Source organism: Geobacter sp. FeAm09 (genome assembly GCF_008330225.1).
In the GTDB taxonomy this organism is placed as follows: Bacteria; Desulfobacterota; Desulfuromonadia; order Geobacterales; family Pseudopelobacteraceae; genus Oryzomonas.
In genome coordinates, this window is sequence record NZ_CP042466.1 from 2370663 (window position 1) to 2395033 (window position 24371).

18 protein-coding genes and 2 riboswitches are annotated in these 24371 nt (G+C 59.2%); of the genes, 1 reads left to right on the forward strand and 17 read right to left on the reverse strand.

The window, feature by feature from the left end:
- Nucleotides 1-7: 7 nt before the first annotated feature.
- The 14 genes from FO488_RS11055 to FO488_RS11120 all read right to left on the reverse strand — a co-directional run bounded on the left by FO488_RS11055 (nucleotide 8) and on the right by FO488_RS11120 (nucleotide 15495).
- Nucleotides 8-1075 carry a Xaa-Pro peptidase family protein gene (locus FO488_RS11055; protein WP_149210611.1) on the reverse strand — a complete coding sequence of 356 codons (1068 nt, stop codon included), beginning with the start codon at nucleotides 1073-1075 and terminating at the stop codon, nucleotides 8-10.
- An 84-nt stretch (nucleotides 1076-1159) separates the two neighbouring features.
- Nucleotides 1160-1597, reverse strand: a complete 438-nt coding sequence (gene aroQ / locus FO488_RS11060) for a type II 3-dehydroquinate dehydratase (RefSeq protein WP_149210612.1) — start codon at nucleotides 1595-1597, stop codon at nucleotides 1160-1162.
- A 2-nt stretch (nucleotides 1598-1599) separates the two neighbouring features.
- Nucleotides 1600-1962, reverse strand: a complete 363-nt coding sequence (locus tag FO488_RS11065) for a roadblock/LC7 domain-containing protein (protein WP_149210613.1) — start codon at nucleotides 1960-1962, stop codon at nucleotides 1600-1602.
- Nucleotides 1953-2930, reverse strand: a complete 978-nt coding sequence (locus FO488_RS11070) for a lipopolysaccharide assembly protein LapB (RefSeq protein WP_149210614.1) — start codon at nucleotides 2928-2930, stop codon at nucleotides 1953-1955. The genes FO488_RS11065 and FO488_RS11070 overlap by 10 nt, the downstream gene beginning before the upstream one ends.
- Before the next feature lie 2 nt (nucleotides 2931-2932).
- Entirely contained in the window at nucleotides 2933-4012 is a 1080-nt protein-coding gene (gene aroB, locus FO488_RS11075) for a 3-dehydroquinate synthase (protein WP_149210615.1), read from the reverse strand.
- Nucleotides 4009-4527, reverse strand: coding sequence for a shikimate kinase (locus FO488_RS11080; RefSeq protein ID WP_240731863.1), 519 nt, complete (start codon nucleotides 4525-4527; stop codon nucleotides 4009-4011). The genes aroB and FO488_RS11080 overlap by 4 nt, the downstream gene beginning before the upstream one ends.
- Nucleotides 4520-5701 carry a chorismate synthase gene (gene aroC, locus FO488_RS11085; protein WP_149212163.1) on the reverse strand — a complete coding sequence of 394 codons (1182 nt, stop codon included), beginning with the start codon at nucleotides 5699-5701 and terminating at the stop codon, nucleotides 4520-4522. Before aroC ends, FO488_RS11080 begins: the two co-directional genes overlap by 8 nt.
- 269 nt (nucleotides 5702-5970) lie before the next feature.
- Nucleotides 5971-6666, reverse strand: coding sequence for a CAAX prenyl protease-related protein (locus FO488_RS11090; RefSeq protein ID WP_240731865.1), 696 nt, complete (start codon nucleotides 6664-6666; stop codon nucleotides 5971-5973).
- Entirely contained in the window at nucleotides 6663-8066 is a 1404-nt protein-coding gene (prsR, locus tag FO488_RS11095) for a PEP-CTERM-box response regulator transcription factor (protein WP_149210617.1), read from the reverse strand. Before prsR ends, FO488_RS11090 begins: the two co-directional genes overlap by 4 nt.
- Before the next feature lie 13 nt (nucleotides 8067-8079).
- Entirely contained in the window at nucleotides 8080-10122 is a 2043-nt protein-coding gene (gene prsK / locus FO488_RS11100; protein WP_205743261.1) for an XrtA/PEP-CTERM system histidine kinase PrsK, read from the reverse strand.
- A 284-nt stretch (nucleotides 10123-10406) separates the two neighbouring features.
- Nucleotides 10407-11102 (reverse strand): PEP-CTERM sorting domain-containing protein, encoded by a 696-nt coding sequence (locus FO488_RS11105; RefSeq protein WP_149210619.1) that lies wholly within the window; start codon nucleotides 11100-11102, stop codon nucleotides 10407-10409.
- Nucleotides 11103-11598: 496 nt separating this feature from the next.
- Nucleotides 11599-12885: a nucleotide sugar dehydrogenase gene (locus FO488_RS11110; protein ID WP_149210620.1), complete on the reverse strand. Its 1287-nt coding sequence runs from the start codon at nucleotides 12883-12885 to the stop codon at nucleotides 11599-11601.
- 37 nt (nucleotides 12886-12922) lie between these two features.
- The gene (gene xrtA / locus FO488_RS20000; protein ID WP_240731867.1) at nucleotides 12923-14452 is read right to left on the reverse strand and encodes an exosortase A; all 1530 of its coding nucleotides are present in this window, start codon (nucleotides 14450-14452) and stop codon (nucleotides 12923-12925) included.
- Between the two features lie 59 nt (nucleotides 14453-14511).
- Nucleotides 14512-15495, reverse strand: coding sequence for an endonuclease/exonuclease/phosphatase family protein (locus FO488_RS11120; RefSeq protein WP_168205988.1), 984 nt, complete (start codon nucleotides 15493-15495; stop codon nucleotides 14512-14514).
- 379 nt (nucleotides 15496-15874) lie between these two features.
- On the opposite strand from FO488_RS11120, the gene FO488_RS11125 reads away from it, so the two are divergent.
- A complete protein-coding gene (locus tag FO488_RS11125; protein WP_149210622.1) occupies nucleotides 15875-16585 on the forward strand; it encodes a Crp/Fnr family transcriptional regulator in 711 nt (236 codons plus the stop codon).
- A gap of 603 nt (nucleotides 16586-17188) precedes the next feature.
- Here the strand turns inward: FO488_RS11125 and FO488_RS11130 are convergent.
- The 3 genes from FO488_RS11130 to FO488_RS11140 all read right to left on the reverse strand — a co-directional run bounded on the left by FO488_RS11130 (nucleotide 17189) and on the right by FO488_RS11140 (nucleotide 24362).
- Nucleotides 17189-20569, reverse strand: coding sequence for an Ig-like domain-containing protein (locus tag FO488_RS11130; RefSeq protein ID WP_149210623.1), 3381 nt, complete (start codon nucleotides 20567-20569; stop codon nucleotides 17189-17191).
- Between the two features lie 60 nt (nucleotides 20570-20629).
- Nucleotides 20630-20710: riboswitch (cyclic di-GMP riboswitch) on the reverse strand.
- Nucleotides 20711-20775: 65 nt separating this feature from the next.
- Nucleotides 20776-20859, reverse strand: a riboswitch (cyclic di-GMP riboswitch).
- 84 nt (nucleotides 20860-20943) lie between these two features.
- Nucleotides 20944-22299 carry a phenylacetate--CoA ligase family protein gene (locus FO488_RS11135; protein ID WP_149210624.1) on the reverse strand — a complete coding sequence of 452 codons (1356 nt, stop codon included), beginning with the start codon at nucleotides 22297-22299 and terminating at the stop codon, nucleotides 20944-20946.
- Nucleotides 22300-22334: 35 nt separating this feature from the next.
- Nucleotides 22335-24362, reverse strand: coding sequence for a hypothetical protein (locus FO488_RS11140; RefSeq protein WP_149210625.1), 2028 nt, complete (start codon nucleotides 24360-24362; stop codon nucleotides 22335-22337).
- Nucleotides 24363-24371 lie beyond the last annotated feature (9 nt).

The following is a 24371-nucleotide window of genomic DNA, read 5'->3' on the forward strand; positions in this document are numbered from 1 at the left end:
GGTGATACTACAAAAGGTACAGATCCTTTGGCGTTCCGGTCAGCACCCGGCAACCGCCGGCAGTGACGGCGACCGTGTCCTCGATCCTGACGCCGCCGAAACCGGGGATATAAATCCCCGGCTCGATGGTGAAGACCATCCCCTCGGCTGCGACGGCCTCGCTGCGGGGGGAGAGCACCGGCTTTTCATGGATCTCCAGGCCGACGCCATGCCCCAGCCCATGCCCGAAGTAGTCGCCGTAGCCGCATTCCCGTATGTACTCCCGCGCCACGGCATCCAGCTCCTTGCAGGGGATGCCGGGTTTGACCGCGGCTATGGCCATGTCGTGGGCGGTCCTGACGATTTCGTGGATGGCCCGTTGCCGCTCGTCCAGATCGCCTATGGCCACGGTGACCGTCTCGTCGGAATAATAGCCGTCCTTGACGGCGCCGAAGTCGATCGTTACCAACTCGCCGGCCTGGAGCGCCTTTCCGGAAGCGATACCATGGGGCATGGCGCCACGCACTCCCGAGGCGACGATAAAGTCGAAGGCCCTGCCGTCCGCACCGCGGCGGCGCATCTCCATTTCCAGCTCCAGGGCGACCTCGGCCTCTTTGACGCCCGGTTTCAGGAGCGGCCTGATCGCCATGAGGGCAGCGGACGAAAGGGCCGCCACCTCGGAAAGCCGCTGCAGTTCATCGGCATCCTTGCAGCAACGGATATCATCCAACTCGCCGCCGAGGGCCACCAGTTCGTGGCCGGCCAGGGCCGTGGACAACGATTTGAAAAACGCCACCGTGGTGTGGGCGGCCTCGAAGCCCATTCGCGAAAAACCGTGCTCTTTCACCAGGGCGGCGATGGTCTCCAGCTTGGCGGTGAATTCCCGGACCTCCGCGTCCCACACCTCGCCGGATGCCTGGGTGGTGTAGCGCGAATCGCAAAGAAACCACCCCCGGTCCCGCGTCAGCAGCAGAGCACCTTCCGTCCCCGTGAAGCCGCACAGGTAACGGATGTTGTGCAGATTCGTGAACAGGATGCAATCCAGCGAATGATCTTCAAAGAGCCGAGCCAGATGCGAGCGCCTGTTTTTTAGCATAAATGAAACCACCATCACAAACAGTTTTTGAATAATCGGCAGCAGCTTTTGTCGATAGGGGGACGAGGCGAAGAACCGGGCGGACTAGGAGTTTTTACCATAACTAAACAGGGCGCGCAAGCCGAGCAGATAACTGTCGCGGCCAAAGCCGCAAATCTGCCCCACCGCCAGTGCGGCGGTCAGGCTCCGCTGGCGGAACTCTTCGCGGCGATGGATGTTGGAAAGATGGACTTCCACAAAGGGAAGTCCCACCGCCGCCAGCGCGTCGCGAATGGCGACGCTGGTGTGGGTGTAGGCCGCCGGGTTGATGACGATGCCGTCGTAGCGCCCCGCGCACTCCTGAATGGCGTCGATCAGCGCCCCTTCCGAGTTCGACTGCATGAAGGCCACGGTGCACCCCAGTTCGGCGGCCAGGTGTTCAAGGGAAGCGTTTATCTCGTCCAGGGTCGTGGACCCATAGACCGCCGGCTCGCGGCGACCGAGCAGGTTGAGATTGGGACCATGCAGAACAAGGATTTTCATGGCTAGGCCAACTCCCGGGCCAGGTCGTAGGCCTTGAGGCGCAGCAGGTAGCGCCCCTTGCCGAAGTTGCCGTCCTTGGCCATGATCAGGACCGCAAACAGATCCTCGTTCAGGACGCGAAACGCCACCCGCGTCTGGTTGGTGGTGATGGCAACCTCCTCCATGGCGCCGGCCTTGACGAGTTCGGCGGCCCGCTTGATTTCCTTGAGAACCGTCGCATACTCCACCGCCAGGGATTGGAGATCGAATTCGGACTGGGGAACCATGATCTCGTCGATGGAGATGCCGTCGTAGGCCATGATCACCGCCGCCAGAGCGCCTTCGACGTTCCCGACGATATCTCGCAAGGTATCCCTTATCGACATGCTTTGATCCTCCTGATGTTCTCAAGCCACCCCTCAAGGGTTTCAAGGGCATTGTCGGCCTCTCCCCGTGGCTTGAGGCCCGTATCGGCAACCGCAGCCGCCGCTGGAGGCGCATCGAAGCGCACCTCGTCGGAATCGCCGTACTCTGGGGACTCGACGTCGTCGGAAACCGCCGGGGCGTCACCTCCCCACGGCTCGGCCCCGCCCGCCCCGGCGGCCGAAAGTTCGGCGACCCGCGCCAGTGCGGCGCGATTCGCAGGGTCGTCGGCAAGGATGGTCTGATAGATGGCGAGCGCCTTTGCCACAAACCCCTGCTGAACGTAAAGCTCGGCAAGGGTCGTCGTGGAAAGCGGATCGTGGTGCGCGGCCGCGGCCGGTTCCGGCTCCGTTTCGCCGCCGGCGGGCAGCTCTTCTATCAGGTTGCTTTCATCCAACTCCAGGACTTCCAGGTCCTCGATGATCTCCTCTTCGGCGTCAAAGGGGACGAATGCGGAATCAGGATGCTCGGGCTGGGCAGCCGGGCTCGCGGCGGCTGGCGCGAATCCGCCGACGGCACGGCCGATGGCCTCCAGTTCGATGCGGCATTCTTCGTCGTCGGGGTTCAGGTCCAGCACGGTGCTCAAGGCCCTGATGGCGGCGGGTTCGTTTCCCGAGCCGGCGTAAAGCCGCCCCAGCAGCTTCAGGGAATCCCTGTCCTCCGGCACCGCCGCAACGACCAGCTCCAACGCCGAACGGCACTCGTCCGTCAACCCCTTGTCATGGCAGGCCAGGGCCAGGGCGCGCTGGCCGGCGACATGCCCCGGATGCTTCGCCACCCCTTTCCGGGCGACATGGAGCGCATCGTCCGTCAGGCCGACCTTGAGGTAGATCTCCGCCAGTCGGGCAAAGCAGAAAGAATCGGGGTTTGCCGCAAGGCGCTCCTCGTATGCCTTGATCTCCGTCCAGAATGACCCGCTGTCCTGCTGCATGATCACACCCCCAGCCCGCTTAACGCAAGTAATTCTTCCGGTGAAAGTTGTGCAACGGTATACTTGCCGATCCCCTGATTGCAGATGAAGTTGATGGCCCCCGCCCGGCTCTTTTTGTCTTTGTGCAAGGCATCCAGCAGCCGCGCCCGCTCGACCGCCGGCGGCGTGACGGATAATCCGAGGCTGCCGAGAAGCGCCGTTATCCTGGCCACATCGCCATCGCCGCATTCCCCCCGCAGGGCGCAGATACGCGCCGCCAGCACCATGCCGATCGCCACCGCTTCGCCATGCACCAGGCTGCGGTAGCCGGCCTGGGTTTCCAGGGCATGCCCCAGCGTATGGCCGTAATTGAGCGCCTCGCGCAGGCCGGCCTCTTTTTCGTCAAGCTCGACCACCTGGGCCTTCAATTCGCAACAGCGGCGGATAATCGCCATGAGACACGCACGCTCCATCGCCAAAAGCGCGTCCACGTGGTGCTCCAGATATTCGAAAAAAGGCCCGTCGATGGCGACGCCGTACTTGACGACCTCGGCAAGGCCGGCGCGATATTCACGTTGCGGCAGCGTCGTCAGGGTGTCCACGTCGATGAGCACCAACCGGGGCTGGTAAAAGGCGCCGATCAGGTTCTTGCCCTGGGGGTGGTCGATGGCGGTCTTGCCGCCGACGCTGCTGTCCACCTGGGCCAAGAGGGTCGTCGGCACCTGGACGAACGGTATGCCGCGCATGAACGTCGCCGCGGCGAAACCGGCCAGGTCGCCCACCACGCCGCCGCCGAGGGCGACTATGAACGATTTCCGGTCCATGCCCGCCGCGATCAGGGCGTCGTAGACACTACCCAGCGTGGCGGCATTCTTGAACTCTTCGCCATCGGGCATTTCGATCAGCGTGACCGGATAGCCGGCATCGGCCAGTGAGCGGCGTACCGTATCGCCGTACAGGGCATTCACCGTCGGATTCGTGATGATCGCCGCCCGGCCGGTCAGCCCCTGGGAGGAGCAGCTTTGCCCAAGCGTCGGCAGCGAGCCGCTTCCGATCCGGATGTCGTACCTGCTTTCCCCCAGGCTGACGGTCACTACGCTCACGCTGCCAAACCCCTTAAATACCCCAGAATCACTGCCGCCACATCTTCCACGGATTTCCCATCCGTGTCAATTCTAATATCGGCGTCGCCATAAAATTGTTCCCGCTGCTCCATGAGCAGCTTTGCGCGTTTTGCCGGGTCGTCGCCGGCATACAGCGGCCGGTCCCGGGCGCCGGAAAGACGCTCCATGATCAGCTCAAACGGGGCGGTCAGATTGACCACCACCCCGGATGCCCGCATCAGGGCACGGTTTGCCTCGGCAATGACCGCACCGCCGCCGGTGGCGATCACCGCCTTTCCCCGGCGCAGGGCTTGCTCCAGGCACGCACTCTCCAGGACGCGGAAGGCCGCCTCCCCGTCCTTGGCAAAGATTTCGTTGATGGAGCGGCCCGCCAGGGCGACAACCTCGGCATCCAGATCGATGAAGGGGCACGCGAGCCTGGCGGCCAGCAGCCGCCCGACACTGCTTTTGCCCGCCCCCATGAAGCCGGTGAGGATGAGCGGCCGGTCAAGCATTGCGTATCTGCACCCGATACCCCTCATAGTTGCGCCGGACCTCGGTGATGGAATCGCCGCCGAATTTTTCCAGGAAAGCATTGGCGATCTCGATGGCCACGACCGCCTCGGCCACCACCAGGGCCGCCGGCACGGCACAGGTGTCGGAGCGTTCCACCGCCGCCTCGTAGGGCTCATAGGTCTGCATATCCACGGAGCGGAGCGGTTTGTAGAGAGTCGGAATCGGCTTCATGGCCGCCCTGAGCACGATGGTTTCACCGTTGGACATGCCCCCCTCGATGCCGCCGGCGTTGTTGGTCGGGCGATAATAGGCGGTGGCGGCTCCCTGGCCGGGACGCTCCCCGTCCCGGAACAGTTCGTCGTGCACGCGGGACCCCGGACGGCGGGCGGCGTCGAAACCGATGCCCACCTCGACCCCCTTGATGGCCTGGATACTCATGAGCGCCATGGCCAGGCGGGCATCCAGCTTGCGATCCCACTGGACATGGCTGCCAAGGCCGGGAGGCACGCCGATGACCTGCACCTCCACCACCCCTCCCAGGGTATCGCCATCGGCCTTGGTGAAGTCGATCAGGCGCTTCATTTCCACCTCCGCTTCGCGGTCGCAGCAGAAGAGCTCCGACTGCGCGGCCACACCCCACAATTCCTCCAGCGGCCGGTCGGGCTGCTGCGCCGCGATCCCCCCCACCTCGGTCACGAATCCGCCGACCGTAATGCCGAACTCGCGCAGCAAGGCCTTCGCCACGGCGCCCACGGCAACGCGCACGGCCGTTTCGCGGGCGCTGGAGCGCTCCAGGATATTGCGCACATCATCGTGTCCGTACTTCAGCGCCCCGGTCAGGTCGGCATGTCCGGGCCGGGGACGGGTCACCGCACCGCCCTCCTCCCGATGCTCCGCCAAGGGCGACATCTTCTCCTGCCAGTTTTCCCAGTCGCGGTTGCGCACCACCAGCGTCACCGGGGACCCTAGGGTTTCACCCCAGCGTACGCCCGACAGAATGGCAGCCGTATCCGTTTCGATCTTCATCCGGTCGCCGCGGCCGTAACCTTGCTGGCGACGCGCCAAGTCCCGGTTGATGCCGTCGGCGGCAAGCCGGGCCCCGGCCGGAAGACCTTCGATAATGGCCGTCAGTTGCGGCCCATGGGATTCTCCCGCGGTCAGGTAGCGGAACACACTCACAAAAAGCCTCCCGTGATTCTTTGAGAAATTGCGCCTAAATTAGCATTTAACCCCGGCAGACGGCAAGGCAAAACGCAATGCGCTCCCCATGGCGGCAGCGCTCTTGTGCCGAAAAAACACCGTTCACGTGAGGCGTGACCATCGGGGGGCCGGTGAAGGTCGTGGTGCGGGGCATTCTGGAGATAGACAGGGGATCGGGAAATGGGTGTAAAACTTTTCGACAAGCCCTCTCGTCATGCGGCTGGCGCAGACGAAAGCCGCTTTCACCAGAAATACCACGTGCCGCTGTAGATGACATAGATGGCAAGGGCAAGGTTGGTGACCGCATGGGAGAGGATGCACTGGGCCAGGCTTCGGGTCCGGTAGAGAAGGACATTGTAGATGGCCCCCGCCATCATCCCGGCAAAGACGAAATGGTGCTCGAAACCAAACAGCAGGACCGTCGCCAGGAAGGAGCCCCAGGTAAAGCGGCCGAGGGGGACATCTGCGAAGTGCGTATCGATGATGTAGCGGATGAGGAACGAACGCCAGAAAAGTTCCTCCATGATCGGAACGACCAGGACGGCGCCGCCAACCCTGAAGGCCGTCATGGCAAGCTGGAGCCCCCTGCCCGGCAGCAGACCGGGGTCGAACCCCTTTGGCGCTCCGGAAGCGCCCAGCGCCCAGTCCATGCGAATCCACAATGCGAACACCAAGAGCCCCACGCCACAGGCGGCAAGGGTAACGGGTACGTTCGCCAGATCCTTGAGCGAAATTTCCGTGTATTCTTTCCGGTACCGGTAGAGCAGAACGGCCACGGTCAGGGCCTTTACCGGATAGAGATAGTAGAGGGAGGTTTCGGCGAGATGCACGACGCCTTTGTCTGCGCCCAGGCGCAGGAGTTCATCGAGGCCGATGAACGCCATGAATACGGCAAAAGGCAGGTAGCGGACAAAGGCCGCGGTGCGCGGTAGGGTCACTGTTCGCCGAGCCCCGCTTCCCCTTTTCGGCCGCTGTCGATAAAATTATGTTTCTTCAACAGGTCATACAGGGTCGGCCTGCTGACCTCCAACTCCTCGGCGGCCTTCAGGATATTGCCGTGCTGGCGCTCGATGGCCGCCGAGATGACCTCCCGCTCCGCCCTGTCCCGGGCGTCCCTGAGAGACGTGACATCCCGGGGCGGTTCAGACTGGGCCGGCACACTGCTGTTGCAGCCGAGATCGGCCGGTTCGATGGCCGAGGAGTCGCTCATGATGACCGCCCTTTGAACCCGGTTCCTCAGTTCGCGTACATTTCCCGGCCATTCATAGCCCTTGAGAAAATTTATGGCTGCCGCGCCAAAACGGCGGACCCTCTTCTTGTGTTCATCATTAAACAGCCGCAGGTAATAGTGGGCCAGCAGGAGGATATCGTCTCCCCGTTCCCGGAGCGGAGGCAGGGCAATCGTGATGACGCCGATCCGGTAATAAAGGTCTTCCCTGAACTTTCCCTCGTTGATCGCTTTGGCAATATCCACGTTGGTGGCGCAAATCGTCCGGGCATCCACCTGGATATCCTCCCTGCCCCCGACCCGCTGTATGGTGCCTTCCTGAAGAAAGCGCAGCAGTTTGACCTGGAGGTTGACCGGGAGCTCGCCGATTTCATCCAGAAAAAGTGTCCCCTTATGGGCGTATTGGAGCTTCCCCTGGACCGTCGTGTGCGCGCCGGTGAAGGCCCCCTTTTCATGTCCGAAGAACTCGGACTCCAGCAGGTTTTCCGGGATCGCCCCGCAGTTGATCGGGATGAACGGGCCGCCCTTGCGGAGGCTCGCCTCCTGAATCGCGCGCGCAACCAACTCTTTTCCCGTACCGCTCTCCCCCGTTATCAGGACGGGCACATCGGACGACGCAACCTTTTTGATCGTGGTGTACACCATCTGCATTTCCGCGCATTGGCCGATGATGCCGCCGGCAACCGTTGATTTCTGCTCCAGGGAACGCTGCAGGGTGCGATTCTGCTCTTCGATGTTGGCCAGGTGCAGGGCGCGGCCGATGATCACCTTGAGTTCGCTGAGCACCGGCGGTTTGGGGTAGAAATCGTAGGCTCCCATCTGAATGGCCTGCAAGGCGTTTTCCCGCTCGCTGTTGCCGGTCAGCATGATTATTTTGGCGTTCGGGTTGTGATCCAGCATCTCCGCGAGGCAACGAAATCCCTCTACGGAGGAATCCTCGTGGGGCGGGAGCCCCAGGTCGAGAATCACCACGCCCGGCTGATGCTTCTTGAAGGCGGCAAGCCCCTGAGAGCCGTCACCGGCCAGCAGGATCTCGTACTCCTCGCCCAATCCCCACTTGAGCTGCTGGCGGATATCCGGGTTATCATCGACGATCAAGATATTTTCCATAGGCTGTTCCTTTTCACACGGAATCGACACGCCCCTCCGGCCTCATTTCTGTAGCCGCGGGAAACCACACCGTAAAAACCGAGCCGCTTCCTTCCAGACTGCTGACCTCGATCCTTCCACCGTGGCTCTCAACTATTTTGCGGCATTGATACAGGCCAATGCCAAGCCCCTGCTTCTTGGTTGTTTTAAAAGGCTTGAACAGTTTGGTGCGCAGGTAATGATCCGACATGCCGCACCCCTGATCGGAAATCCGTATGTAGGGCATTCCCTCCTTGTCGTCGATCTCGGCGTGTATCGGCTGTTCCCGATCCGACGCTTCCACGGCGTTGATCAGCAGGTTCATCACGACCTTCTGAATCTCTCCGCCATCCGCGATGACCTTTTCGTTATTGCCCGACACCGTGATTCTGCCACCCGCCACCAGGTGCGCGGTCCTGTCCACCAGTTCCAAAAGATCGACAGGATGCAGGTTCAACAGATTCTTGTCCCCCAAATTCTTCAACCTGCCGATCAAAACCCGCATCTTTTCCGCGGTATTGCCCAGCGATGTCAACATATCCTTCTGAAAATCAGGGTTTTGCATATACTTTGCGGCATTGTCGACGATGAGGGAAAGGGTTGCCACAAGGTTTTTCAGATCATGCACCACGAATGTGGCAACATTGCCGATAGCCTCCATTTCGCGCGCTTGTGCGATCTCGTCCGAAAGCCGTTGATGCAGTATGGCCTGGGAAGCCTGGCGGGCAATGGTTTTCATCAAATCGTAATCTTCGTAGATATAGACCTCATCCTGCTTGATCACCCGCCCCAAGGTGATGAACCCTTCGATACGTTCGCCGTCGAAGAGGGGGACAATGAAGGAGATATTGTTTTCGACGAAAAAACGCCCGTTCTCGTCAACGATTTCCGGGGCGGCATCCTTCACGTTAACAACCCAGGCCCGCTCCCCCATGAATCCGACCAGCGGGTTATCCGGGGTGATCGTGACAGGCATCGGGTCCATTTCATAGTATGCCCGGGCACAGTACCCACCCTGTTCCTCTTCGTAAAGAAACAGGGTGGCTCCCTCGATCCCGAAGATGTCGCAGTAGGCCGCAAGTATCCGCTGAAGAAGTTCCTCGCCCGACCGGGAGGTGGAAAGTTGTTCGGTAAAGCGGAGCCACTGGGTCCGATAGTCGTGTTTGTTCTGATAGAAATTTTTATGCAGTACGACCTTGACCTCCCGCTTGACCCGCTCGGAGAGGAGCAGGATCAGCAGGGCGATGCCGGCCAGGAATGCGAGCGTGATGGTCATCGTGCGGGGGAAAGCGCCCCCGAGGTATTTCATCCCTTCGCCCAAAAGGCCGAGGGCGACCAGATAGACCCCCACGGCAAACAGGACAACCGATTTGAAGGCGACCTGGCGGGAAACCTGGATGCGCACGTTGCCGCGACGGCACACGAGCGAATAGGCCATGAGTGCAGCCGCGACCAGATACATGAAGGAGCGCAGCGGCAGGTAGTTCATATTCAGCGACCGGTAGAGCAAAGCCTGGCTGTAATAGAATATCTGCACCGCCAGTATGGTACCGAGGCCGATCAGTTCAAATTTGATCTTCCAGAGCGCCTCGGGGGAGGCGTTGGTAAGTGTAGCTTCAAAATTGACAAGTGCAACCACCAGACAGGCCATAACCCCGATATAAAAGAAAAAACCGGCATTGCCAAGAAAGAGCAGCCGTTCGCCCGGGAAATCGGGGGCGTAAAAAAAGGCATTAAGAGGGAGCACCTGGGGCAGTACGGAAAACAGAAAGGTGGAAGCGATGGCCACCTTGAGCATCAGGCCGACCTTCCAGGGACCCGACCGGCGGGCAAAGGTGAGACTGCAGAGAATCCAGAACGGGGGGAGGAGTGATTCCGCTGTCAGTGCATATTTTTTCCAGAAAAAAGCATCTGCGGGCAGGGCAAGCGACAGCAGGTCGAACAGGTCCAGCAGGGCGGTGACGGTCAGGGCGGCAAAAAGAGACAGGCCGGCACGGGAGCGGTTATTATAAAGAACATACCCTCCGCCGGTCAGCAAGGTAATAATTGCTGCTGTTGAAACGATTACATTACCCATATGAACCATATCAGTCGCACATCCATGTCAACGTACTCACCGTGTTTTCATGCCGCCTCGCATCCGTTCTTCTGCCTCAGACTTTACACAGTGATGTAGCACAAACAGGCCAAAATACCAACTCCCTTATACCACCGGCTACGCCGTTTCATCGCTGAAGATGGCAGTGCAAACCTTACCGACAAAAAAGGCGATGCCTAGTATGAGCATCGCCTTTTTCTCAGGCTGGTGGATTGGGAAACAACTTATGCCGATTTGCCCATCCGGCGCTTGCCGTAAACCACCAGGCAGAGTATGCCGGCACCGAAAAGAGCCATCGTGCCCGGTTCGGGAACGGGAACTTCCTGGTAAATGACGTCGTTGCCGCAGGTCACTTCGTAACCGATGATGTAGTTGGAGGTCAGCAGCAACAGGTCGGACAGGCTACTGAAATCAAACGAGATTGCCGTCGTACCCGCCGAATAGGTGACATAGCCCAGCAGCGAAGCCAGACTCGGCGTGGTCGCCAGCCCCACCGGAACGCCGGCGCGGTAGTAAGTGGCAGGCAAGCCGCCATCGGATGACATGGTATAGGCGGTCGTATCGTGCAGGGCGACGTTGATCGCATAAAGCCCAAGGGAGTAAGTGCCGTTCAAACTTGTGCCCAGCGCCCTGACGACGTAGTCCCAGGTTCCGTCGGCGCCGGCATCGATGAAGAGGTCGCCGGAAGCAATGTTGAAGTTGTAGCTGTTCAAATTGAAGGTAATGTTCAACAGCTTGCTGGTATCCATGGTCACGGTGGTGGACGCGATATCCGGGCTGCCATACGGATCCGCGCTATTATTGGAAGTTGCGGTCCACGTATCCCAGTTCAAACTTGTGTCGGTATATGTTGCTGCATGTGCGGCCTGGCCAATAGCCAACGATGCGATAAGAGCTAGAACGAGGGCGATCCGTTTCATGTCTGTTCTCCTTTTTATGAAGATGTCACTCTTAATATCTGCCTGAATTTTCAAATTGCTGAAGAAAATACAGATTTCATGCCAACACAACAAAATGCTGTTTTTACTACATTATATTTTTCGAACATCTATCGAAACAGGCGTTTGTAAAGAAGATCGACAGAAAGGGAGAAGTGCACATTCCCTCGGGGGGAAATCATGGCTCCATGGTGTGATTGCCGGAAAGGTCTCTGTGGCGAGGCGCCGTTGCAAGGCGGGGGAATGGCACGGGGACAGGTGCCGGTGAAACGATTGGCGGTGCGGATGACGCCCCCGTGGGGGTATTCATCGTAGTCGGGGGGATTGGTGACCTTGGATGATTATGGAGCCCACGGCGGATTTCCGGTTCTCAGCCACCGCGCAGACCGGCCGACATTGACAGCCGTCACCACGGCACAATCGTGAGGTGCGGCTGATCCCCGGAGAGCGGGAGGCCACCAGGGCCTCCCCAACGCTCCTAGAGTCTCCAGACCCGGACTCCTGCTGCTGCCAGCGCCCGGTGATCGTACATCCCCTTTACGTCGATGAGCACCGGGTTCCTGCCCATGAGCCGGCACATATCCCCTGGCGTCCATTGCCGGTACTCCTGGTGGGCCACCGCGGCCACAACGGCGACTGCCGGCTTGAGGTCGTCCGGGGCAGTCAGTTGGAGGCCGTACTCATGGGCCGCTTCACCGGCATCGGCAAGGGGGTCGCAGATCTGGACGCAGATTCCGTAATCCTGCAGTTCCCTGATGATGTCGATCACCTTGGAGTTGCGCAGATCCGGACAGTCCTCCTTGAAGGTGAGCCCCAAGACCGTCACCACGCTCCCCAGAACGCTGTGGCCGGCGCGGATCATCTCCTTCACCGTCCGCTGGGCGATGAACTTTCCCATGCCGTCGTTGATCCTGCGCCCCGACAGGATTACCTGGGGAATATAGCCGATCTTTTCCGCCTTATGGGTCAGGTAGTACGGATCGACGCCGATGCAGTGCCCGCCGACCAGCCCCGGCCTGAACTTCAGAAAGTTCCACTTGGTGCCTGCCGCCTCCAGCACGTCGTTGGTGTCGATCCCCATGCGGTCGAAGATGAGTGCCAATTCGTTCATCAGGGCGATATTGAGATCGCGCTGGGTGTTTTCGATGACCTTGGCCGCTTCCGCCACCTTGATGGAGGCGGCCCGGTGGACCCCTGCCGTCACCACCGAACCGTAAACATTTGCGACAGTCTCAAGGGTAGCGGCATCCTGTCCGGAAACGATCTTCTTGATCCGGGTGAACGTGTGTTCCTTGTCTCCGGGGTTGATACGCTCGGGACTGTAGCCCACCGTGAAATCGGCCCCGCAGCGGAGCCCGGAAGCCCGCTCCAGGACCGGCACGCACTCCTCCTCGGTCACCCCGGGATACACCGTCGATTCATACACGACGATGTCGCCGCGCTTCAGCGCCTTGCCGACCGTTTCCGAAGCCCTGTAGAGCAGCGTGAGATCCGGCTGGTTGGCGTCATCCACCGGCGTCGGCACGGCAACGATATGAAAATCCGCCGAGGCAAGCTCGCCAATGGCGTCGGTAAAAAGAATATCCGCCGCCGCCAACTCGTCGCGCGAAACTTCGCCGGTTCTGTCATGCCCCTGCCGGAGTTCCCGTATGCGGGCCGGATTGATATCAAAGCCAACCGTCTTCCGTACCTTGCCGAAGGCCACCGCCACCGGCAGCCCAACGTAACCGAGCCCCACAACGGAAATGATGCGATCGCGTGTCATGATTTTTCAACTTCCTTTCCTGGATTGGCGGAATGAGTTACCGGGGAAGAAACTCCTGGATCGTCGGTCCAATGTCGCGCACAAACTGTTCCCCGCGGGAAATCGCCGCTGCCTCATCATTTTCGAACGGCACGGAGACCCGGATGAACGAGGTGTCACGGCGCCGGTACAGCAATGAACCGGCCATTTCAGCCAGCTTGAGGGAAAATTCGTCATTCATCGAATGGCCCCGGGCCTGGAACCAATAGAGAAACAGTTCCTTGTTTTCGCCTTTCTGGTAGATGCTCCGCACCAGCTTGATGCTCCCTCCGGCAGGAATATCCAGGGTGCCGCGCTTTGTGGATACTTCATACCAGCCGCTTCCCGGCAGGCAATTCCGGGGAGAGTGTATCCCCCCGCTCTCCTTGCCGCCGCCATGAAAGCCGATGTAAAGCCCCACGACCCTGCCGTCGGCATCCGCGTACTGGCGGTAGGTATAATCCGTCGGCTTAAGCACGCTGAGAACGTCGGCGCTGAACTCGGCCTGCCCCGCCATCCGCCAGGCCTTCACCTGCGTCGGAAACTCGCTCAAGGGGCGGATTGGGGGCACCGAGACATCGCTATGAACGTTTATATAAAGCGCCACGCCCACCAGCAGGAGGAACACGGCATAATAGCTTCGAAGACGAGGAGCGGGCGCCGGTTCGGCGACGGCGGCCGGGCCGGGCGGCCGACCGGCCGGTCCCTCGCCATTTTCCGGCCGCCCCTTTACCAGAGCCCCCACCGCCACCAGGAGCACAATCGCCAGCAGGAAGACCACCATTCCGGCGAATTCGTGGAAAAAACCTTCCGCCGCCTTTGCCCCCCACCATTGGGCCAGAATACCGGTAACGATGACCCGCAGAGCGTTTGTGGCAATGGCGACCGGCACCGCTGCGACGATGATGATCCACCGCCGGACATTCGACGTCTGCACGAAAAAGGCGTAGGCGACCGCCAGCGCGAGCAGGGACATGAGCGAACGGATCCCGCTGCACGCGTCGGCCACCTCGAGGGTTGTGGTCGGAAACATGATGATGTTCCCTTCCCGCAATACGGTGACGCCGACAAGGCGCAGGAATTCGACCGAAACCTTCGTGACGAAAAGCTTCAGCGGGAACGCCAGCATATCGTAGATAATGTAGGGGATCGGCACCATGAAGATCAGGTACCCCAGAGGCAAAGCCAGCCATTTCAGGATGTCCCGGCCAAACCAGAAAAGCACGAGCCCCGCCACGATGATTATCAGGGAGGAGCGCATGGTAAAGTATTCCGTCGCCAGCCAGGCCACCAGCAGTTGCGCCCCCCCCAGGGCGAGCACCCCCAAGCCCCAGACATTCGGGCTGACGTGCCGATCTTTGAAGCCGGGCCACCGTTGCCAGAGAAAATATCCGGCGATGAACGGGACGAGGAACCCGTGGGAATAGTTGTCGTCCCTGGCCCAGTCCCTGACCATGTCGGGCACGACCGAGTAATAGAGCCCCACAAGCAAAGGGAGGACGATCAGGAAATGCACCTTGTACTGTTTGCACGCTTCGGTAAATGTCATACCGCTGGTCTCCGATTATCGGCAGAAGCGCCCCCCTGCCAATCAGCACTGCTTTCAGGTCACCTGTGCCCGCCGATGTCCGCGATCAACGGGAGATGGTCCGATCCCACATCGGGACCGGTTTCACAGACACGTATGCCCAGGCCGTTGCCGGCCAGTATGTGGTCGATACGGACGCCGACCTTTATGCCGCGCATCGACGCAAACTCCGTCCTGCCGTATCCGGTCCCTTTTTCAGAGAAGGCATTGGCATAGCGCCCCCACACGTCGCGGTAGATCGTGCTGTCGGCAGGCATGTTGAAATCACCGGCGACGATGACGGGCAGCGGCGACTGGGCAACGGCCCGTTGCGCCTCCCGGGCAACGCGCTTCCGGTGCGCGGTTTCCTCGATGAGGAGCCCCTTACGGGATAGACTGAAAAGCGTGGTCCGGTCAAGTATTGTTTGCAGGCCGTAGCGTGGGCTGGGCAGATGGACCGTATTGAAGGCGACCTTGCCCCATGGGACCGTTATGACGCATTGGAGAAGACAGGTGCGCGGCCACTGGTGAGGAGGATGGAGAGCCTGCAGTGATCCGCTTTTTTGCAAAGGGTATCGCGCGAGGACAACCAGCTCCCCGTCCTGAACGCTCTGCCACTCCCGGGGCAAGGCGATCCTGAACTCGGGGGGGCACTCCTGCAAGGCAACGATATCCGCCCCGCTGTCCCTGATAAGTGCGGAAAGCGCCGCAGCGTTGAAATCACCGGTCTGAACATTGCACGTGAGTACCCGGAGGACCGGTCCCGGCACGCTTTTGGCCTGTGGCAGCGGCAGGCACAACCCCATCAGGGGGCCAAAGATAATGACAGCCGCCGCAAACAGCGGCATGAGACTACGCCTGTTCGCCCAGGCAGCCAACGGCACCATGACCATGAGCGGGAGGGAAACAAACCACCGCGGGCTGAACAGGAATACCGTAGCCGGCCACCACCGGTCGCCGCCGAGAAAGACGGCAAGCCATGTCGCCATGACGAACACGAGGTACCCCCAGGCAAGGCACGGCACCAGGCGACTGCGTGCAGCAACAGGCTTTATCCCTTGCATGAAAGGCTGACGGGTATTGATTTTCCGTTTACCGGCCCCATTTATCCTCGCCCAGACGGTTGCACATTAAAATCGCAATTTTTCTGTATAATACAGAAGTCTTAGATTATTACAACAGATAGGATTCACGGAACAGTTGCCAAACGATGGAAAAATGATATTATTAGAGCGTCGTATTTTAGATTAGCTTAATTAAGTAGTAAATGCATTTGCACATTTCCTCCCCCTTCCGGGGAGGAGAAGAACGTGCAAAAGCACGCGCCGACGAGAACGGCAAAAGCCCAAGGCCCCCGACATGCAAGCGAATGGTGATCCCCGAGACCATAGGCGAGGTTCCCAAATGATCTGGAAAACAAACCAACGGCAGAAGCCTGACGGCAACATAATCAAGAACATACCTTTTTTCTCGGGCCTTTCCCCGGAAGAGATAAACCTGATCGAAAGTCTTATCGTCAAAAAGCACTATGCAAAAAACCAGATCGTGCTTTTCGAAGAAGACACCGCCAAGTACATGTATATCGTCTACTCCGGCAAGGTGCGGGTCGTCAAGATCAATGAAGAAGGCAAGGAACAGATCATCAGCATCCACAAGAAGAACGACTTCTTCGGCGAGATGGCCCTGCTCGACGGCAAGACATCTCCGGCCACCGTCATTGCCTACGAGGATGCCATCATCGGGCTCCTGTCCAAGGAGGATTTCGAACGCTTCGTCCTCAATAACGACGCCACCCGCCACAAGATAATCGGCCTATTGTGCGACCGGCTCCGCGATTCCTGGGCAATGATCAAGATATTGAGCTTCGACAATGCCGAACACCGAGTGCTGGCGGTACTTGACAGGTTGCAGGACTTGTATGGGGTTATGGACGACCGGGGCACCATCATCAATGCGAAACTGACGCACCAGCAGATCGCCAGCTATGCGTCAGTCGCACGGGAAACGGTAACGAGGATTTTGAACAAGCTGGAAAGGGATGCCATGATTCAGGCCCTGGACAACAAGTCGATTCTGTTGACCAAGGCATTCTATTTGCGGCCCAGAAGCGCCTGAACGGCAAGCGGCTACCTGAACGTTGCCCTTGCATACACACCATCCAGCCCCCCCCGCGGGCGGAAAAGAAATGTGCGCTGTAGTTGACGAAGCTGCTATTGGGCACATACCCCACCGGTACATCGCACTTGATCGTCAGGAACTCCCCCAACCCGTAACTGGATATGCTCGGATAACTGATGGTCAGTTTATGGGATGCGCTTGAGTACCTGACGCCGTTTTCATAATCCAGCGTCGAACCGGAAAATTGGCCGGACAGGTAGACAGCCGTGGAAAGCGGCACTTCCGGGTCACTGGCCGTTGTCTTGATGCTCGCCTCCTGCGGCAGGTATACCGTCAGATCAAAACCGGCAATCTGGGCATTGGCGCTATAGGATGAGAAAACAAGCGTCGCTGTTTTCGTCGTGCTCCCGCCATCGCCGCTTCCCCCACTCCCGCCGCCACCACAGCCCGCCAGAAACATCATCTGAATACCGATCACGATGGAAGATATTATGTTGAGCGATTTCACGGTCCCTCCCGTAAAGTCCATAGAGAAGAGGGCGACTTTTGCAAAGCCGCCCTCTTCATAACATCTGCCAATCTATTACATGCGTGTCTGATTTACAAGATCGTCTTTCCAACTATCTTCGACATGATCACGATAACGTCTCCCGTGTTGATCGTACCATCCGGAACCGACTGGCCGTTGACCACGGGGGCGACATCCAGACTCGACAGTTGGGCTGACGTCGGGGTGACCTTGCCGCTGGCAATCCGCAGCGCCAGCAAGGCATCGCTGACCGTGTAGCTGGTGGTGGTCGTCGTCGCCAGGGTGATGGTTACGCTGCCGCTCCTGGCGGCCGAGACGTTGCCCGCGGCATCCTTGGCCCAGGCGTAGGCGGTCTTGCTGCCGGCGGCCGAGAAGGTGAACGAGGTCGGAACCGTGCTGCTCCACCCGGTGGCACTGGCCGACGGGGCGGTGGCGCTCTCGGTTACCAGGTAGCCGGTCACGGCCACGTTATCGGTGGCGGCGAAGGAAGAGACGGCGACCGTCAGCGAGGTGGCAGTCGCCGGGATGCTGAAGGCCGAAACCGTCGGGGCGGTCGTATCCGCCAGGGTGATGGTTACGCTGCCGCTCTTGGCGGCCGAGACGTTGCCCGCGGCGTCCTTGGCCCAGGCGTAGGCGGTCTTGCTGCCGGCGGCCGAGAAGGTGAACGAGGCAGGGGCCTTGCTGCTCCACCCGGTGGCGCTGGCCGACGGGGCGGTGGCGCTCTCGGTCACCAGGTAGCCGGTCACGGCCACGTTGTCGGTGGCGGTGAAGGAAGAGACGGCGACCGTCAGCGAGGTGGCCGTCGCCGGGATACTGAAGGCCGAAACCGTCGGGGCGGTCGTGTCGGCCACGACGTTGTTCACTGTTACGGTTATGGTCGATGTGGCGGCGCTGTTGCCGGCGGCATCGTAGGCTTTTGCATACAGGGAGTACGAGCCGTTCGCGTCTGCCGTCGTGTTCCAGCTGAAGCTGTAGGGCGAGCTGTTCACCGAAGCGCGCAAGGTACCGTTGACGTAGAAATCGACTCTGCTGACGCCGACATTGTCGGAAGCAGTGGCGGTCACGGTGACGGTGCCACTGACCGTAGCATTGCTGGTGGGTGCCGTTAAAGCGGCAGTGGGAACGGTGGTGTCGGCGACCGCGTTGCTCACCGTTACGGCAACGCTTGTGGAGGTTCCCACATTGCCGGCCGCGTCATAGGCCTTGGCGGACAGCGTAGAGGAGCCGTTGCTTACGGAGGCGGTATTCCAGGTATAGCTGTAAGGTGAACTGGTCGTTGTCGTCAGGAGGGTGCCGTTTACATAGTATTCGACTTTGGCTACGCCGACATTGTCGGACGTGTTTACCGTCACCGAGACATTACCGCTGACGGTGGCGCCGGCGGCAGGCGCCGTTATGGCAATCGCCGGAGCAGTCGTATCCGTTGTAGTGGTTCCCGTCCCCGATGCGGCCGAAATCGTAATCGACCCGCCGGTTCCCACAAGAGTATAGGTTCCGCTGCTGGTCACGGCATCCCACGAGCTTGCTGAGGTGTCAGGCGTTGTCGTGAACATATCCTGGCTCGTCGCCAGATTGTAAAGATCGTTGGTATGGGGCCGGTAGGTCACGGTTGTCGGCGTCGCCTTTCCCGTGGTGCCGCCGGCATTGTTCAATTCATAGTCATAAACATAGAGCGGAGCGGCGCCGGTGGCATCGGTGACCGTGGCGAGTTGCACGCCGAAACTGGAAGTTGTGCCGGTATAAACGGTGGTGCGGATGTTGGGCAGCAGGTTGCTTCCGGTATCCTTGACCGTGCCAGACATCAGGCGGCCGAAGATGACGGCTTTGCCCCGGTATGCATTGCCGTTCGACAGGCTGTCGAAATTGAAGCCCAGATCGCTTTCCGCTGCGCCGTTCTGGTAGACGTTGGACAGGAGGAGGCCGGTGCTGATTTCGTAGTAGGTCCCATATCCGACGCCTATGGTGTGGTAGCGGCTGTAGCTGCCGGACTTGATGAACGTATTCCGGTACACCAGGGGGAAACCGTCGGACGGGCCATAATCATCACCCAGCGCGAGGTTCAAAATGTTGCTTGTCACCGTGTTGCCATAAACGGCCAGGTTGGGATGAAAATCCGACCTGCGGGGTTGGCTGGGATCGGTGTAAAAATATCTGTTGTCGATGTTGGCGCAGATGGAGATGCCGATGGCCGAACCGGTTCCGTCGTTGTCCAAAGCGGTGACCGTATTGTTGTAAATGCTGGCGCTATGCCCGCTCCACCTGAGCCCGAGCATTATCCCCTTGGCCATGGACCCCATGGTGACCGCCTGGCCGGTAGGCGACCACGTGCCCTGAAAGTTGTAATTGCCGGTAGCGGTAATGGTATTGTCATGCACGGACAGATTGACAATGCCGGTGGTGCTGCGAATACCAACCGCCCATACGCCTGAATCCGACCACGTTGAAGCGCCCGGGTAAACGCCGCCGCTATATTCCACGCCGAGCCTTGTCACCTGGACATCGATAGTGTTGCCGTACACCTCGATATCGTGGTTGTAGCCATTGGGGTTGTTCACATCCTGGGGGACGTATGTTGCGTCAATCTCCGCGGGGTCGGTCACAAACCCTTTTGGCGTGGAGCTGCCGAGGGCGATCCCGACGGGCATCTCGCCTCTGCCGACGATAGTGTTATTGTAAATCTTGGAATTGGAGCTGATGCCGATGCCGACCGAATTGGTGCATATGCTGAGGATACTGATAGTGTTGCCGTAGACATTGCTCGTGTAACCGGCTTCGACACCCTTGTCACGCGTATTGATGATGGTGTTGTTTCTCACGGTCCCATACCATCCCCACAAATGGATGGCCGAGATGCCGGAATGACGGTCCGTCACCGTACCATAATTGTAGACATCCTCAACGGTGGAGTTTTCAACCGTCACGTAATCGCCGCCCAGTTGGAAGCCCCCCACGTCCTGGCCGCCGTATTTTGCGTAAATGCCTGCTATTTGTGTTCTGTCAGCGCCTTTGTACTTGGTCGATATGGGGTTGTTGCCGAGCCCGTAGCTTCCCCCTGCCGACAGTGCCGTGCCCTGGATGATCTGGCCGTACGTGACGGCGATGTCATGGAGGTTGTACGCCGTCGTCTCGATGCCGTTGCCGGTGGACACCTGGTTGTAGGTGATCGTATGGCCATTCAGATTGATGACCACGTAGGGGGCCGTAATCTGGATTGCGGCACTGTCCGCGCTGATATCGCTGTCCAGGATGTATTCGGTATTGGCGGTGCCGGCGATATAGGGGGTGGTGAAATGCCCGCCGGTGATATGCACGGTATTGGTCACGTACTGGCGGGCAGTTATGGTGGCGGTGTTGTTGCCGGTAGCGGCGAAGGATACGGAAACCAGCGAGAAGGCCAGAACAAGTGCCGGGAATAAAGAGTTGCGTACTTTCGAAACCAGTGTGTTGCTCATTGCCCACCTCCCAGTGGCTTGCTAAAACAGGCCACCCCAATCGGAGGTGCGCACTGTTTCGTTGGCAGCCCGGCTATCCTTCATTCCCAAGGACCCGTGGCTTTGTGTCCCATGGTTACCCATGGTTTACCGTTTCTAAAACAGCTCTTTCTGCTTCCCTTCACTCCAAAAAAAAACAGGCCACCATTTCTGGTAGAGCCTGTTTTTTCGCCAACCCGGCCATCCTCATGCAGCAACAAGGACCCGTGGCTTTGTGTCCCCAGGTTACCCTGGGTTTACCTGTTCGAAAACAGTCTAGCTATCTTTTGATATAACCCTAGACCATTTGCGCCGGATGTGTTGTGATTTACGTCACAGGAAGTGACGATTCGGATTCAGGAGAATGGATTTGGCAATTTGGAAATGCAGAAGCGATACTTTCCGGAACGCTCCGACTGAATGGAATCGACATACTCGATCTCGTACGCCATGCGGCTTCCGAAACGCTCTGCCGCCAGCCTGTCGATGTCCGCAACGGTCCGTTCGGAGAAGAGAGCGCCCCTGACGATACGAAACACCAGGAAATCGATTTTCTCCTGCACAATCTGCATCTGTTTGACGCCCGGCAGGTGCATGGCGAAATTTTCCGTGAGGGAGATGCCGGAGATGTAGTTGCCGTCAGGGGTGACGACATAGTCGGCCACCCGGCCCTCCAACGACTCCATCACCGGGTAGGTACAGCCGCACGCGCATGTCGTCCCGTCGGACGGGATGCCGACATCGCCGACCTTGTAGCGGATGAACGGCATGCCGTAGTTGGTAAGATCGGTGACCACGATCGCCCCGGCTTCTCCCGGCTTCGCGGGCTTGCCGTCGCGTATGAACTCGACGATCAGGGTATCGCCGTTCAGGTGCATGTTCCCTTCCGGGCACTCGCAGGCGATGAGGCTGACCTCCTCGCAGCCGTAGCGGTTGGTCACCCGGCAACCGAAGACCTTCTCTATGGTGGCGCGCTCGAAGTCGTGCAGTACCATGCAGGTGCTGATAATGCCGCGGGGGGTGATGGCGGGAAGCCCTTTCTGCTGGATAAACCGTGCGAACAGAAAAAGCGAGTGGGCATGGCCGAAGAGAATGACCGGGGGCTTTCTCCGCAAAATGCGGTGATAGCGGAGCATCTCCCTTTCATCCATTTTCAGCGTGTCGAGATATTCATAGCGCGTCAGCAGCACGTTCCGCAGGTACATGCGCCAGTTCGCCCGATTGTCCGGATTGCCCCAGATGGCGCCGACCCGCTCGCCCAGATCCCACCCGGCCCAACGGTCATAGGTGATGGTAACGGCCCGTTTCCATTGCGCGCTGTCCTCGTCGATGAAAAGATCGAGGGAAACCCCGGTGGAGCCGGATGTTTTGACCGGAATCAAGCGGTCAGGCGGAACAGTGCGGGCAACCATCCGCTCCTTGTTCGACCTGATGTCATCCTTGGTCAAGAGGGGAATCTGCGCGAATTGCTCCCAGGTCGCCGTTTCCGGCCGTTCCATGACAGAGGAAAGCCGTTCGCGGTAAAAATCCGTATGTGCGGCTGCATGGACGAGAAGCCTTCTCAACCGTTGCAACTGCTCGGCCTGTACCTCTTCCACGGGGCGTTGTTTGCTCCCCTCCAATGCCTTCAGATGCCTGAGATACGGAGTCCCCTCCTTGATTGCCCAGAGCGGAGCGATAACTTTTCTGACAAACAACCCGGACAAGCTCATATGAAAACTCCATTAATGACAAATTAATTACACGGCTAGTTCGCTATCGTCACCGATCCGCCCGCACCAGTCAAAACGAATGTCCCGCTGCTACTTACATGATCCCACGCGGCAGGCGAAGGATCAGCATTGGTCGTAAACATGCTCCGCTTTGCCGCCGCATCGTAAAGGCTGACGGTATGGGGCCGGTATACCACTTTTACCGGCGCTGCCTTGCCACTGGTACCACCGGCATTATTCAGTTCATAGTCATACACGTAAAGGGGAGCGGCACCGGCAGAATCGCTGACCGATGTAAGCTGGACGCCAAAACTCGAAACAGCACCGGGATATACGGTTGTGCGGATATTGGGCAGCGGCCTGTTCCCGGCATCCTTAACCGTGCCTGCCATCAGGCGGCCGAAGATGATGGCCCTGCCCCTATAGGAGTTGCGGTCGGACAGGGCATCGAAATTGAAGTTGAAATTGTTCTCCGCGGAGCCGTTCCGATAGCTGTTCGAAAGAAGAATCCCCGTGGCGTGATCGTAGCAGCCGTAGCCGGTACCGGATGTGACGTATGAGGCGAATTCGCCTGATTTGATGAAGGTATTCCGGTAAATCAGCGGAAAACCGTCGGCGGGGCCATACTCGTCGCACAGGGAAAGATTCATGCCGTTACTGGTGACCGTATTGCCATAGATTCTCAGGTCAGGGTGAAAATCGGGGCGCCGGGCAGCGCTGCGATCCGCATACCAGTACCGGTTGTCTATGTTGGCATCGACGGCTATTCCCACGGCATACCCCGTGCCGTCTTTATCGTTTGCCACAATCGTGTTGTTGCTGAAGGTGGCGCTGTGGTCATTCCACCGAAGCCCCAGCATGAGGCCCCTGGCGCCGGCGCCCATTGTCACCGGCTCTCCGGTAGGCGACCATGTGCCGATAAAGTTCGCGTCACTATGAACCGTAATGGTGTTGTCATGGGCGTTGAGATTGACTATGCCCGTCGTACTCCTTATGCCGACGGCATTGTCGCCCCGCACCCAGGTTGCCGGGCCAGGATATGCTCCGCCGGCATATTCGGTGCCCAGCCCCGTGACCCTGACATCGATGGTGTTGCCGTATATTTCCACATCGTGGACATAGCCATCCAGGTGCGCGGCATCCATCGGCACATAGGTTGGATCGACCTCGGCAGGATCATTCGAGAAGCCCTTGGGCGTTGAGCTGCCGACTTCGATGCCTATCGGATGCTCGCCAACGCCTGTTATGGCGTTGTTTCTAATTGTGGAATTCGCTCCCACGCTTATACCGATGGAATTGGTACATATGCTCCTGATGCCAATAACATTGCCTTCAGCCAACGTGCTGTAGTTCGAGGCTATGCCTTGTTGGCGTGTCGTGATGATGGTATTGTTTCTGATTGTGCTGAAACTTCCCCAGCATTTTATTGCGGCATTTCCCACATGGCGATCAATAACGGTCCCATAGCGGTACGTATCTTCGACGGTGCATTTTTCCACCGTCACATAGTCACCGCCCAAATGGAAACCGGCAACGTCTTTGCCGCCGTACTGCGCAGAGATGTCGGCGACCTGCAGCCTGGTCACGCCGCAGTACTTTGTCTGAATGGGGTTGTTGCCCAGTCCGTAGGCCGCACCGGAGGACTGTGCCCTCCCCTGAATTATCCGGCCATTGATTATCCCAACGTCGTGAAAATTATAATTGACGGTGCGTATGCCATCGCCCGGGGACACTTGGTTGTACCTGATGGTGTGCCCGTTCAGGTTGATGATGACATAGGAAGCGCCGATTACGATCGCGGTGCTGTCGGCGCTTATGTCAGCGTCCAGGATGTATTCGCAGTTTGGGGTGTTGGCAACATAGGGAGCGGTGAGGTGCCCGCCGGCAATATGCACCGTTCTGGTTACATATTGGCGGGCGGCAATCGTGGCTGCGTTGCTGCCGTAGGGGCTTGCACCGGCTCCGCCGTATCCCCCGCCACTGGCAAGTACCCCCTGCGAGGCCCTTCCGCCCGCGCACCCGCACATGCCTGCAAGCAGTGCCACAAGAATTATTTGCTTCATACGGCCCCT

Bases quoted from the DNA above. Each gene is read 5' to 3' on its own strand.
- FO488_RS11070 (WP_149210614.1), bottom strand. From the start codon at position 2,930: ATGCAGCAGGACAGCGGGTCATTCTGGACGGAGATCAAGGCATACGAG.
- FO488_RS11130 (WP_149210623.1), bottom strand. From the start codon at position 20,569: ATGAGCAACACACTGGTTTCGAAAGTACGCAACTCTTTATTCCCGGCA.
- FO488_RS11125 (WP_149210622.1), top strand. From the start codon at position 15,875: ATGATCTGGAAAACAAACCAACGGCAGAAGCCTGACGGCAACATAATC.
- FO488_RS11055 (WP_149210611.1), bottom strand. From the start codon at position 1,075: ATGCTAAAAAACAGGCGCTCGCATCTGGCTCGGCTCTTTGAAGATCAT.
- FO488_RS11080 (WP_240731863.1), bottom strand. From the start codon at position 4,527: ATGCTTGACCGGCCGCTCATCCTCACCGGCTTCATGGGGGCGGGCAAA.
- aroQ (WP_149210612.1), bottom strand. From the start codon at position 1,597: ATGAAAATCCTTGTTCTGCATGGTCCCAATCTCAACCTGCTCGGTCGC.
- FO488_RS11065 (WP_149210613.1), bottom strand. From the start codon at position 1,962: ATGTCGATAAGGGATACCTTGCGAGATATCGTCGGGAACGTCGAAGGC.
- prsR (WP_149210617.1), bottom strand. From the start codon at position 8,066: ATGGAAAATATCTTGATCGTCGATGATAACCCGGATATCCGCCAGCAG.
- FO488_RS11135 (WP_149210624.1), bottom strand. From the start codon at position 22,299: ATGAGCTTGTCCGGGTTGTTTGTCAGAAAAGTTATCGCTCCGCTCTGG.
- FO488_RS11105 (WP_149210619.1), bottom strand. From the start codon at position 11,102: ATGAAACGGATCGCCCTCGTTCTAGCTCTTATCGCATCGTTGGCTATT.
- FO488_RS11140 (WP_149210625.1), bottom strand. From the start codon at position 24,362: ATGAAGCAAATAATTCTTGTGGCACTGCTTGCAGGCATGTGCGGGTGC.
- FO488_RS11110 (WP_149210620.1), bottom strand. From the start codon at position 12,885: ATGACACGCGATCGCATCATTTCCGTTGTGGGGCTCGGTTACGTTGGG.
- xrtA (WP_240731867.1), bottom strand. From the start codon at position 14,452: ATGACATTTACCGAAGCGTGCAAACAGTACAAGGTGCATTTCCTGATC.